We start from the raw sequence: 12,880 nt of genomic DNA, 5'->3' as shown, positions 1-12,880 counted from the left end.
GGAGTAATGAGTTATGTATCAGTTTGATGAAATGGAATTAGCAATCATTGAGGAAGCAGAAAAAGTTTCCGATGATTTTTTAAAAGTGAAAGCCGCGGAATACGATGAAAATCGTGCATTTTGTAAAGAGAGCTTAGAAGTATTGGGGCAATTGGGCTTTATGGGTGTGCATTTGCCAGAAGAGTATGGTGGATTAGGTTTGAGTGGTCCAGCTGTTAGTCGCGTTGTGGAATCTGTTGCTTCTGCTTGTGCATCCACATGTTCAGCATTGACTGCACATTTTTTAGCAACTGACTCAATATTGATTGGTGGCACAGAAGCGCAAAAGCAAGCGCTATTGCCAAAATCAGCAGCAGGGGAGTTGTTGGGTGCATTTGCATTGACAGAGCCAGCAGCAGGATCCAATCCTGTAGATATGCGAACACGAGCAGTTAAAGAAGGCAATGGTTGGCGCTTAACAGGTACAAAACATTACATCACCAATGCAAAAGAGGCAGATTTTATTGTGATGTATGCCAAAACGGACGTTGATGCAGGTGCGCGTGGTATCAGCGCCTTCATCATTGAAAAAGGCACTGCTGGCGTTGAGTTTTCTAGCCCTGAAAAAACAATGGGTTTACGTGGTAGCACCATTTATGAAGTTTCTGTGGATTGCTGGTTGCCAGACTCTGCTTTGTTGGGTAAAGAGGGTAAAGGCTTTCATACAGCAATGGGTGTATTGGATCGTGGTCGCATTGAGATTGCATCTATGTCGCTCGGTATTGCACGTGCAGCTTATCAAGCAACTTTAGGTTGGAGTACGGAGCGTAACATTGGTGATAAAAAGTTGGCTGAATATCAAGGCATTGAATGGATATTAGCAGAAATGTACACACGCTTAGAAGCTGCTCGATTATTAACATTGAAGGCAGCCAAAGCACGTGATGATCAAGAACGTTTCAGTTTGGAATCTGCCGTTGCAAAATTCTATGCAGCAGAAGCGGCAGGTTTTATTACAGACAATGCGCTACAGCTTCATGGTGGTTATGGATTTATTCAAGATTTGCCGATAGAGCGTTATGTTCGTGATGCGCGCATTTTAAGAATTTTTGAAGGCACATCAGAAGTTCAAAAAATCATCATAGCAAGAACGATCTTGCATAATTTCTCTCAACAATAAGCCTGAAAGGCAAGAGAGATAAAAATCAATCACCTTGGAGGAGGTTTTTATGAGTGTTCAGGAGCAAGAAGGCGGTAGAAAATTATTAGAAGTTAGATCCATAGATTATATTCCAGAAAGTGAAAGACACGGCAGCTTATGGAGCCAGTTCACATTATGGTTTGGTGCAAATTTACAAATCACAGCGATTGTTGTGGGTGCAATCCCAGTTGTATTGGGGGCGGATGTGTTTTGGTCCATCATAGGTTTATTCATCGGGCAAGTATTGGGCGGTGCGGTTATGGCGCTTCATGGTGCGCAAGGACCGCAATTGGGATTACCACAAATGATCTCTAGTCGTGTCCAATTTGGTGTTTATGGTGCTGTGATCCCCATTGTGCTTGTATGTATGATGTACATTGGCTTTTCAGCAAGCGGCTCTGTATTGGCAGGGCAAGCGATTGGAAAATTAGCGGGCGTAAATGATGATATGGGGATTTTGATCTTCGGGGCTTTGATCATCGCATTCACCATTGTGGGTTATAAGTTGATCCATTTGATCGGTAAAATTGCCACTGTTTTAGGGATTTTGACATTTTGCTACATGTTTTATCGTTTGATGACGCAGTATGACATTGGTGCATTATTGGCAATCCGAGAATTTAGCTGGAAGTATTTCCTATTTTCTGTCTCTTTAGCTGCATCATGGCAGATCGCATTTGGCCCTTATGTTGCCGACTATTCAAGATATTTACCACGAAATACTTCAAAAATTAAGGTGTTCTTTGCTGTTGGTAGTGGCACGGTGATTGGTACTCAGATCTCTATGATCTTTGGTGTATTGGCTGCGGCGCAAATTGGTGGTGAAAACTTCCGTCATCATGAAATTGAATACATTGTGGGTTTAAGTGCAGTGGGTTTGGTGGCGAGCTTGCTTTATCTCAGCATCGCATTCGGCAAAGTTGTGATCACAACTTTGAATGCTTACGGTAGCTTCATGTCGATGGCAACCATTGTGAGTGGCTTTAAAGGTAATGCACAGATCACGCAAACAACACGTTTGTTGTACATTTTTATTATGGTGGGTGCATCTGTTTTGATCGCGATTTTAGGGCGCGGTGAATTTTTAGATAACTTCACGTCATTCTTAGGCTTCTTATTAACATTTTTTACGCCATGGAGCGCCATTAACTTAGTGGATTATTACTGGGTAACGAAAGAGCGTTATGACGTACCTGCATTGTCTGATCCTAATGGGCGTTATGGTAAATGGAACATGATCGGCATTGGTACATATTTCTTTGGTGTATTGATCCAAATTCCATTCATCGACACAGGTTTCTATTCAGGTTTCTTATTGAATTCATTGATGAATGGCGTGGATATCTCTTGGATTATTGGTTTAGTGATTCCTTCGATTTTGTATTACGCATTGACGAAAAAGTATGTTCAAAATGTGCCAGATCAATTGATTTTGCCAGATGAGCAGTAAAGGTTAAGTTTAGGAGGTTATATGAAAGTTTTAGTGGCAGTTAAGCAAGTGATTGATCACAATGTGAGAATTCGATTGAAAGGTGATCGATCCGCTGTGGAAACAGATAATGTGAAATTATCCATCAATCCATTTGATGAGATTGCGGTGGAAGAAGCTGTGCGTTTAAAAGAAAAAGGTGTGGCTTCAGAGGTTGTAGTGGTTTCTATTGGGCCAAAAGGTGCTGAAGAGGTTTTACGTTCAGCTTTAGCCATGGGCGCGGATAAAGCCATTTTAGTGAATACAGATATGAAGCTTGATTCATTGGGCGTTGCTAAAGTTCTCACAAAGATTGGTGAAAAAGAGCAGCCATCACTGTATTTATTGGGTAAACAATCCATTGATCGTGATGCGAATCAAACACCGCAAATGTTGGCAGCATTATTGAATGCATCACAAGGTACTTACATTAATGAGATTAATATTCAAGGTGATCGTGCTGTCATTACGCGTGAAATTGATGGCGGTATGGAAACTTTATCGCTCTCTTTACCTGCTGTGATCAGTTCTGATTTACGCTTGAATGAGCCGCGCTTCATTAAATTACCGAACATTATGCAAGCGCGCCGTAAACCATTGGAGGTGATCGATCTTGATAGTTTGGGCTGTCATATTCAATTGAAAACACAAGTGGAAGCATTGCGCGAGCCAGAAGGGCGTACAGCTGGTGTGATGGTGGCAAGTGTTGAAGAGCTTGTGAGCAAATTGAAGAATGAAGCAAAAGTTATTTAAAGGAGTGAACTATGAAAGTATTAGTGATTGCAGAGCACAATAATGATGCGATTCTTCATTCCACTTTGCATGCTATTACAGCAGGGCAAACATTGGGTGAAGTGACAGTATTAGTGGCAGGTTTTCAGCAAGATAAAGCAGTCAATGCTGCTAAGAATATTGCAGGTGTTAGTCATGTGATTTCTGTTGATGCAGCGCACTATCAACATCAGCTGCCTGAAGAATTGGCGCCATTGATTGCCAGTTTGAAAGGCCAATATGACGCATTCACGGCAACGGCTTCTGTCTTTGGTAAGAACTTAATGCCACGTGTTGCGGCGCTGATGGATGTTAGTCAGATTTCAGACATTACAAAAGTATTGAGTGATCGCACATTTGAGCATCCTATTTACGCAGGAAATGTGATCGAAACTGTTACCACAACAGAAGACACTTTGGTTTTAACTTTTAGATCTACAGCTTTTGAAGCGGCTAATGTTGAGGGTGGTAATGCAGGTGTCGTCACTATGGACGCAGTTGCAGCAACAAACTTAACGCAGTTTGTATCAGCAAATTTAAGTAAAAGTGATCGACCAGAATTAGGGCAAGCCAAAGTGATAGTTTCTGGTGGTCGAGCATTACAGAGTAAAGCGCAATTTGAAACGTTATTGACGCCATTGGCAGATAAATTAAATGCAGCAATTGGTGCATCACGTGCTGCTGTGGATTCTGGGTTTGTCGCCAATGATTATCAAGTTGGGCAAACGGGCAAAATCGTTGCACCTGAATTATATATGGCGTTAGGGATTTCAGGAGCGATTCAGCACATTGCAGGGATGCAAGGCAGTAAAGTGATTGTAGCCATTAATAAAGACCCTGATGCGGCGATTTTTAAAATTGCAGATTACGGATTGGTGGGAGATATTTTTGAAATCATTCCACAGTTAACAGAGCAGTTATAAAAGCTATTAACAATAGTGATAAGGATGTATAGGAGGGTTAAATGGCGCGTGAAAGTATGATGTTCGATGTAGTGATTGTGGGCGCTGGGCCTGCGGGATTGAGTGCTGCCATTCGATTGAAACAGGAAGCGAGTCACAATGGCAAAGAAATTTCTGTTTGTGTCGTAGAGAAAGGTTCGGAAGTAGGTGCGCATACATTGTCTGGTGCAGTGTTGGATGCTAAAGCTTTGAGTGAGTTGATTCCTGACTGGCGAGAGAAAGGTGCACCTGTTCAGCAAAATGTTACTACAGAAAAATTTTTGTATCTTACAGAGCAGAAAGCAAAATCACTGCCCGTGCCACCTTCTATGAATAACCACGGTAATTGTATTATCAGTTTGGGCGTATTTATGCGTTGGCTTGCAAAAGAGGCTGAAGATTTAGGTGTTGAAATTTATCCAGGTTTTGCAGCCAGTGAAATTTTATACGATGAATCTGGTGCTGTTAAAGGTATTGCGACAGGCGATATGGGGCTGGATAGCAATGGCGAGCAAGCCAATGGTTATATGGAAGGCATGGAGTTGCACGCACAGCAAACTATTTTTGCAGAAGGTTGTCGTGGTTCTTTAAGTCAGCAAGTCATTAAGCATTTCCAGTTGAATAAAGAGAGTGATCCACAAACTTATGGCATTGGTATTAAAGAGGTTTGGGAGGTTGACTCGCCTTTGTATCATGAAGGTGAAGTCGTGCATACCGTAGGTTGGCCGTTGGAGCGTGATACTTATGGTGGTACATTTATTTATCACTTAACAGATAATAAAGTTGCTTTAGGCATGGTTGTGGGTTTGGATTATGAGAATCCTTATTTATCACCTTTTGAGGAGTTTCAGCGCTTTAAATTGCATCCAAGTATTCGTCCTTTATTGGAGAATGGCCGTAGAATTGCGTACGGTGCAAGAGCACTGATCGAAGGTGGCATTCAAAGTATGCCAAAGCTGACATTCAATGGCGGTGTTTTGGTGGGTGATTCAGCGGGATTTTTGAATGTTCCACGCATTAAAGGCATTCATATGGCGATGAAATCTGGCATGTTGGCGGCAGATTCGATTTATCAAACGCTTGTGCAAACAGATGTTTTGGGGTGTGAAGATGGTATTGGCATAGAAGTTGAGCAATATACAGAGAATTTTAAAAATAGTTGGGCATATCAAGAATTATGGCGCTCTCGCAATATTCGCCCAGCATTTAAGTTCGGTTTCATTCCAGCGATTATGTATGCAGGCTTAGAAGATTATATTTTAAAAGGTCGTGGCGGTTGGACGTTTAAGCATAAGCACAAAGATCATGAATCTTTAAAGTTAGCAAAGGATGCTGCGCCGATAGCTTATCCTAAGCCAGATGGGATCATTACATTTGATCGTTTATCCAGTGTTTATTTATCGGGTACGAATCACCGCGAAAATCAGCCTGTACATTTAAAACTCAAGGATGAATCCATCGCTATTGATGTGAATCATGCTTTATATGCATCACCAGAGACGAGATATTGTCCTGCGGGCGTTTATGAGATTTTAATGGAAGATGATCAACCACGTTTGCAGATTAATTCGCAGAATTGCGTGCATTGTAAAACGTGTGATATCAAAGATCCTAAGCAGAATATAGTGTGGCACGTACCAGAAGGTGGCGATGGCCCGAATTATGCAGAGATGTAAATAATCCAAATCCCACTTGTAATTAGAGATGATCCTCTTGCCCATGTTTTTACAAATGGGCTTTTTTTTACCCAAAATTTTTTAGTGAAAATTAAATACATATAAATCATATAGTTATATTATTATGAAAAAAGATTGGTATTTTATGGGGTTTGACCTGAGAAGAATGGTTTTTCCATCACTTTGAGAGTAAAATCTACTGTGAACTGCCGAATAGGCAGCTTAGAAAATCCAGCGAGCTAAAGCGCCACCCATGATCGAGTGAACTGCCGAATAGGCAGCTTGGAAATTTTTAAGTTGCTGTTTAAGTAAGTACGCTTCGTGAACTGCCGAATAGGCAGCTTAGAAATCTGTAAGATATGAGTTGGATGAATGTCATATGTGAACTGCCGAATAGGCAGCTTAGAAATTCTTTTAAGATTGAATCTAATTCAACTTTACGTGAACTGCCGAATAGGCAGCTTAGAAAGCTCAAAATAGATTAATGCAGCAATGGTTCAAGTGAACTGCCGAATAGGCAGCTTAGAAAAATAAAAAAGACCGCATTTATTAAACGCAGTCGTGAACTGCCGAATAGGCAGCTTAGAAATCAAAAAAGTCTGCAAGTTCAACATCGATCATGTGAACTGCCGAATAGGCAGCTTAGAAATATTGGAGATAAACAAATGAAGACTGAAAGTAGTGAACTGCCGAATAGGCAGCTTAGAAATAGATCAAGTGGTTGTTCAGGCATTAAGTTTGGTGAACTGCCGAATAGGCAGCTTAGAAATTATTCAACGATCTTCTAATAGCTATAGTGCGGTGAACTGCCGAATAGGCAGCTTAGAAATGATATGGTTTTAGATGAAATAGATGGCACTTGTGAACTGCCGAATAGGCAGCTTAGAAAATCGTAAATATGTTGGCCGTTGTAAATAATTGGTGAACTGCCGAATAGGCAGCTTAGAAATTGCCGAAACCCAGACATATTCATGAAATACCGTGAACTGCCGAATAGGCAGCTTAGAAATGAGTATTAGGCGACAATGTTGCCGTCATAATGTGAACTGCCGAATAGGCAGCTTAGAAAAGCCATGCTCTTCCGCAGCCATTCCCCATGCAAGTGAACTGCCGAATAGGCAGCTTAGAAATGCTTTGTTGGTTTTAAAGATGGGTGGTAACTGTGAACTGCCGAATAGGCAGCTTAGAAAAATCACTTCAAAGTCATTCGGCGGATTGTTCAGTGAACTGCCGAATAGGCAGCTTAGAAAGTCAAAACATTGATGCAGATGGCAAAAAGATGGTGAACTGCCGAATAGGCAGCTTAGAAAGCATGAAGAATTTGAAAAAATGACTACGTTTAGTGAACTGCCGAATAGGCAGCTTAGAAATTTTTTATATCTTGCTTCAATCAAAGAATCGAGTGAACTGCCGAATAGGCAGCTTAGAAAATCATTGAAACAAAAGATGCTCGCATCAAGATGTGAACTGCCGAATAGGCAGCTTAGAAAAAGATATTCAAGTGCTGTTGTTTTGATTTGCTGTGAACTGCCGAATAGGCAGCTTAGAAAAAAAATCTGCACAGATGGGCTATACATCTTCAGTGAACTGCCGAATAGGCAGCTTAGAAATTCTATCAACTTATGATTAAGCTGTTGTCCTGGTGAACTGCCGAATAGGCAGCTTAGAAAATGCAATACAGGATCTACGTTGTAAGTCATTTGTGAACTGCCGAATAGGCAGCTTAGAAATGCTAAATATGAATGTTCATCATGTAATAATTGTGAACTGCCGAATAGGCAGCTTAGAAATATCATCAGAATGGCTGTGAGAAATATCGCTTGTGAACTGCCGAATAGGCAGCTTAGAAATGAAAATTGTGTGGTGACGAAAATGTCAGGTTGTGAACTGCCGAATAGGCAGCTTAGAAAACCAAATGCCTTTACAAACAGCTCAGTTGATCGTGAACTGCCGAATAGGCAGCTTAGAAATGTTTTGCCTTCAGCTAAATGTCCAGCTTGGTGTGAACTGCCGAATAGGCAGCTTAGAAAATTTGCTTCAATTTTAATAACTTACGCATAAAGTGAACTGCCGAATAGGCAGCTTAGAAAATATTTGCGTATCTAAGTCGTAGTATTTCCCAGTGAACTGCCGAATAGGCAGCTTAGAAATTTTCTAATAAAAATCGCACTTGGGATATATTGTGAACTGCCGAATAGGCAGCTTAGAAAAATTAAGGGTGCGTAATGGCTTAACGTGGTGCGTGAACTGCCGAATAGGCAGCTTAGAAAATCAACTGCTTATTATGTTTGCCCAAAATGTGGTGAACTGCCGAATAGGCAGCTTAGAAACACTCAACACCCTTTGCTGTAAACTTTGCTTGGTGAACTGCCGAATAGGCAGCTTAGAAAAGGAAAGTTAGGTGATACTTTTACATAATCACGTGAACTGCCGAATAGGCAGCTTAGAAATTCTTGATGAACGCCTGCAATGTAACTATCCAGTGAACTGCCGAATAGGCAGCTTAGAAATGATCAATTGCACCGTTGTTAAACTCAAATTGGTGAACTGCCGAATAGGCAGCTTAGAAATGAGAATCTTCATCGTAAACAGCATCAAATAAGTGAACTGCCGAATAGGCAGCTTAGAAATGAGAATCTTCATCGTAAACAGCATCAAATAAGTGAACTGCCGAATAGGCAGCTTAGAAACTTTCGCGATCAGGTATATTCAGAAGATCTATGTGAACTGCCGAATAGGCAGCTTAGAAAATGAGAAGAGCTAGAGGATTTTCCTTTAGTTTGTGAACTGCCGAATAGGCAGCTTAGAAAGTGGCGAGCGCTGTTATATTCAAAGCCTTTATGTGAACTGCCGAACAGGCAGCTTAGAAAAGAGAGTAAGCGAATCGAGATATAGAAATACAGTGAACTACCGAATGCAGCTTAAAAGTTTTGTAGCAATGAGCGGATGGTTAATAGGGTTATAATGTAAAGAACAAATTACCAAGGAGATTACCAATGGATTTTTTTCTTGCTGTATTAGTTTTTCTAGGTTGGGCTTTGTTATGGATTGGAGTTTTAGTTTTTAAATTAATTTTATTATATTTTTTGTTTAATTGGATTGATAAACTTTTCGATAAGTACGGCGATTAAAGCGAGCAATGGAAACATCGCCCGCTTTTGAATGTCGTATTTTAAGCATTCTTACGTTGATTAAACCATTTATCCAATTCTTGGGCGAAGAGCTGGCGATCTTTTTGTGACAATGGCGGCGGTCCTCCAGTTTGTACACCGCTGGATCGTAATGTATCCATGAGATCGCGCATAGTTAATCGTCCGCCGATGCTGTCTTTAGTTAAAGGTTCGCCGCGCGGAGTGATTACATGGGCTTTTTTTTCAATGGAATCTGCTGCCAATGGAATATCCGCAGTAATCACTAAATCACCTTCCCCAATGCGATTAACAATTTCATCATCAGCGACATCAAAACCCTTGGGTACTGTTAATGTTTTAATAAATGGCGATGGTGGTACAGAGAGAATTTGATTGGCAACCAAATAGAGCATGATGGATTCGCGCTTAGCCGCACGATATAGAATCTCTTTAATCACTTTTGGACAAGCATCCGCATCCACCCAAATTGACATATTTTTCCTTTAGTTGAATCAATAAAATAGTAAACGTGAATTTTGACAGGATCACGCCAATAAAGCGAATTAATTTCATTCTGCTAATATGGTGATCAAATAAATATTAGGGATTGATATGAAAATAATTAAAACTCTTGTCGTTGGTTGTCTATTTTTATTCGCTATTGTTCAGGCTGAAACACAATATCCAAAAAAAATCACTTTTGCTGAACAAACATATTTTCATGCTTTTGAGGGTGAAAACTCATCGAAAAATGTCTTTGTTGTGGAATATTTGCCACAAGGTGAAGCGCTAGAAACTTTTAATCAAATGGTGACATATTCAGAGTTGAAAATGGTGAAAGCTAAGGATATAGAAGCTTATTTTAGTACTATGGCAAAAGATACTACGCAGCCTTTTTTCTCTAAAACCTATTACAGTGGTAAGGATGCTTCTCGGGGAGAATACTATTTAATCAAAATGGGTATTAGCGGAGATATGACTGAATATATGATCTTTCGTTTTATGGTAAAAGATGATCATGTGGCTTATTACTTATATTCAGATCGCTCGTATCACGGTTTAACGGATGAATGGATGGATAAAGTTACTCGGGAAGGCAAGCAATGGTTAAACGATATTCGTGAGTTGGAGATTTAAGGCAATAAAAAAGCCCTTCATCGAAGGGCTTTAAAACTTGGAGCGGGAAACGAGACTCGAACTCGCGACCCCAACCTTGGCAAGGTTGTGCTCTACCAACTGAGCTATTCCCGCAAAAAACGGTTTAAATGATGTTTTGGTATTTCATCATTTTGCCTTAAATCAATAAGGACTTTAATTTGGAGCGGGAAACGAGACTCGAACTCGCGACCCCAACCTTGGCAAGGTTGTGCTCTACCAACTGAGCTATTCCCGCAGAAGAGAAGCGTATTATACATAAAATTCAGAAGATGTCTGTATAAATATTGATCATTGGATTTTTTTAAGGAATTTAATTCATGAATACCCATAAATTAGTCGCTATGAACTTTGGTCACACTCTTGTAAAATTGAATAATTTTAATGAAGAGGATTGCAGCATGAAAATTGGATTTATTGGTGGCGGTAATATGGCAGAAGGCATTATTGCTGGGCTTGTTAAAAACTTCTTACCATCATCCATCTTCGTTGCTGATCCAAGTGAGGATCGCCAAGCTGTATTAAAAGAGCGTTACGAGATCAATACTTTTGATCATTATCGTTATTTTTTATCTGAAGTTGATTTCATTGTGCTTGCCATTAAGCCACAAGGTTTCGCAGATTTTTTACCTGAAATTGCACCGTTGATTCAAAAACATCAAGTGGTGATCTCCATTGCTGCGGGCGTAACAGTGGATGTGATTACGCATTTATTGCAGGGGGATGATTTTGCGATTGTCCGTGCAATGCCAAATATGCCAGCAAAAGTTGGTCACGGTGTGACAGGATTATTCGCCAATGCTAATGTTTCAGATGATCAGCAAAATGTTGTGTCTGAAATTTTTGAAGGTTGCGGCATGGCAACTTGGGTGAAACAAGAAGCACAGATCAATGCAGTGATCGCAGTTGCGGGTTCAAGCCCTGCATATTTTTTCTACTTTGCACAATTAGTTGGGCAAATGGGTGCAAAATTAGGTTTAAATGAAGAAGTTGCTACGAAAATGGCGATTCAAACTATGTTAGGTAGCGCGAAGCTTGCTGATATTGGAGATGTGAGTTTAGATGAGTTGATTCGTAGTATCTGTTCGCCCAAAGGTACAACAGAGCAAGCAATGATCTCCTTTCAAGAGAGTGATTTAGCGAGTATTGTGGAAAAAGCCATGATGGCGACGGTGAATCGTAGTGAAACATTGGCAGAAGAATTGGCAGAAAAAATTAGAGGGCAAGAATGATCGCAGGACTTTTAGAATTTATTATTAAGTTAGTTTTTAACTGTGTCAGTTTATTGGTGCTATTGCGCTTTTTGTTGCAGTGCGTAAAAGTTAACTTTTTCCATCCAATGGTGCAGATGTTGGTTCGTGTGACGAATCCAATTGTTTTGCCTGTTCGTAGAATTACGCCAGTATTTAGCAGTTGGGATTGGTCTTGCATTATTGTTGTGATCATTGTTGGATTGATTAAATATCTACTATTAATGGCTTTAAACCGCGTTGCAATGGCGCCTTTGATAGTATTTGGGATGATTCTCATTGATATTTTGCAGGATATTTTGACGTTATATTTCTATGCATTGATCTTTGTGGCGATTTGTAGTTGGTTCCGCGATTCACCCAATGCTCGCATTGTGTTAGATATTTTAGAAAGGCTGACAAATCCATTGATGCGCCTATTAAAATTTAAAGTGCGTTATCGCAACATTGATTTTAAGCCGATGATTCTTTTATTCATCATAATGTTGGTACAATCAGGTTTGTATATTGTTAAAGCATTTTTGGCAAATTTGAATGTAGGCGGATGATGTCAAAACACGCATATTATTTTGAGGGCGAGGATTTGATTCTCAATGTTCGAGTGACAACAAAATCATCGAAAAATGAGATTCAAGAAATTGGCGAGGAAAGTATTAAAATTAGGATTAATACGCCGCCAGTGGATGGTAAAGCTAATGCTCATTTGAAAAAATTTTTAGGTAAGGCTTTTGGCGTTGCACAAAGTAGAATCACGATAGAATCAGGTGAATTGTCTCGTGATAAACGTTTTCGCATTCCATCACCCAGTCAGTTTCCAGAAGGTTTTCATGTTGAGTAATGATGAGTTATTTATGGCAGAGGCTTTGATTGAAGCACAAAAAGCTGCCGCTATTGGGGAAATTCCAATCGGTGCTGTCATTGTTAAAGATGGAGAGATCATTGCTCGCGGATTTAATGAATCCATTACAACCAATGATCCAACAGCGCATGCAGAGATTGTTGCCATTCGTCGTGCTGGGGAAGTTTTACAAAATTATCGTCTGATTGATTGTGAATTATATGTCACTTTAGAGCCTTGCATGATGTGTGCAGGGAGTTTTGTGCACAGTCGATTGAAGCGAATTATTTACGGCGCAGGGGATTCGCGCCATGGTGCTTTAGGTACGCAGTTGAATGTGAATACTTTTGAATCATTTAATCATAAAGTATCCATTACATCTGCTGTATTAGAAACAGAGTGCCGAACGTTAATACAGTCGTTTTTCAGAGAAAGACGCAAACTACAAAAAAAGAAGTGAGCGAGGAGAA

General features: G+C 40.1%; 11 protein-coding genes, 2 tRNA genes and 1 CRISPR repeat array. Of the genes, 10 read left to right on the top strand and 3 right to left on the bottom strand.

Annotation, left to right across the window (positions count from 1 at the left end; genetic code table 11):
• Positions 1–13 precede the first annotated feature (13 nt).
• The 5 genes from ACA100_RS11440 to ACA100_RS11420 are packed head-to-tail and all read left to right on the top strand — an operon-like array spanning position 14 to position 6,036.
• The gene (locus ACA100_RS11440; protein ID WP_481077833.1) at positions 14–1,159 is read left to right on the top strand and encodes an acyl-CoA dehydrogenase family protein; all 1,146 of its coding nucleotides are present in this window, start codon (positions 14–16) and stop codon (positions 1,157–1,159) included.
• Positions 1,160–1,208: 49 nt separating this feature from the next.
• Positions 1,209–2,630, top strand: a complete 1,422-nt coding sequence (locus ACA100_RS11435) for a purine-cytosine permease family protein (protein WP_481077832.1) — start codon at positions 1,209–1,211, stop codon at positions 2,628–2,630.
• Positions 2,631–2,651: 21 nt separating this feature from the next.
• Positions 2,652–3,401 (top strand): electron transfer flavoprotein subunit beta/FixA family protein, encoded by a 750-nt coding sequence (locus ACA100_RS11430; protein ID WP_481077831.1) that lies wholly within the window; start codon positions 2,652–2,654, stop codon positions 3,399–3,401.
• Between the two features lie 11 nt (positions 3,402–3,412).
• Positions 3,413–4,342 (top strand): electron transfer flavoprotein subunit alpha/FixB family protein, encoded by a 930-nt coding sequence (locus ACA100_RS11425; protein WP_481077830.1) that lies wholly within the window; start codon positions 3,413–3,415, stop codon positions 4,340–4,342.
• Positions 4,343–4,383: 41 nt separating this feature from the next.
• Complete coding sequence (locus tag ACA100_RS11420) at positions 4,384–6,036, top strand: electron transfer flavoprotein-ubiquinone oxidoreductase (RefSeq protein WP_481077829.1); 1,653 nt, start codon at positions 4,384–4,386, stop codon at positions 6,034–6,036.
• Positions 6,037–6,237: 201 nt separating this feature from the next.
• Positions 6,238–8,906: a CRISPR direct-repeat array (repeat unit 28 nt; unit sequence GTGAACTGCCGAATAGGCAGCTTAGAAA).
• Between the two features lie 302 nt (positions 8,907–9,208).
• Here ACA100_RS11420 and ACA100_RS11415 read toward each other — a convergent pair.
• Positions 9,209–9,661: a YaiI/YqxD family protein gene (locus ACA100_RS11415; protein ID WP_481077828.1), complete on the bottom strand. Its 453-nt coding sequence runs from the start codon at positions 9,659–9,661 to the stop codon at positions 9,209–9,211.
• Between the two features lie 118 nt (positions 9,662–9,779).
• On the opposite strand from ACA100_RS11415, the gene ACA100_RS11410 reads away from it, so the two are divergent.
• Positions 9,780–10,304: a hypothetical protein gene (locus ACA100_RS11410; RefSeq protein ID WP_481077827.1), complete on the top strand. Its 525-nt coding sequence runs from the start codon at positions 9,780–9,782 to the stop codon at positions 10,302–10,304.
• Positions 10,305–10,342: 38 nt separating this feature from the next.
• Here the strand turns inward: ACA100_RS11410 and ACA100_RS11405 are convergent.
• A tRNA-Gly gene (locus ACA100_RS11405) sits at positions 10,343–10,418 on the bottom strand.
• Positions 10,419–10,484: 66 nt separating this feature from the next.
• Positions 10,485–10,560: transfer RNA gene (locus tag ACA100_RS11400), tRNA-Gly, on the bottom strand.
• 163 nt (positions 10,561–10,723) lie between these two features.
• Between ACA100_RS11400 and proC the strand changes: the two genes are divergently transcribed.
• From proC to tadA, 4 genes are read left to right on the top strand one after another with little or no spacing between them, the layout of a single operon-like run.
• A complete protein-coding gene (gene proC / locus ACA100_RS11395; protein WP_481077826.1) occupies positions 10,724–11,554 on the top strand; it encodes a pyrroline-5-carboxylate reductase in 831 nt (276 codons plus the stop codon).
• Complete coding sequence (locus tag ACA100_RS11390) at positions 11,551–12,120, top strand: YggT family protein (RefSeq protein WP_481077825.1); 570 nt, start codon at positions 11,551–11,553, stop codon at positions 12,118–12,120. Before proC ends, ACA100_RS11390 begins: the two co-directional genes overlap by 4 nt.
• Positions 12,120–12,410 (top strand): DUF167 family protein, encoded by a 291-nt coding sequence (locus ACA100_RS11385; RefSeq protein WP_481077824.1) that lies wholly within the window; start codon positions 12,120–12,122, stop codon positions 12,408–12,410. The genes ACA100_RS11390 and ACA100_RS11385 overlap by 1 nt, the downstream gene beginning before the upstream one ends.
• A complete protein-coding gene (gene tadA, locus ACA100_RS11380) occupies positions 12,400–12,870 on the top strand; it encodes a tRNA adenosine(34) deaminase TadA (RefSeq protein WP_481077823.1) in 471 nt (156 codons plus the stop codon). Before ACA100_RS11385 ends, tadA begins: the two co-directional genes overlap by 11 nt.
• Positions 12,871–12,880 lie beyond the last annotated feature (10 nt).

The sequence above is a fragment of the Wohlfahrtiimonas sp. XWW7 genome, from assembly GCF_056716055.1.
The sequence above is the reverse complement of the archived record's forward strand: the minus strand, read 5'-3'. Positions and strand labels throughout refer to the sequence as shown.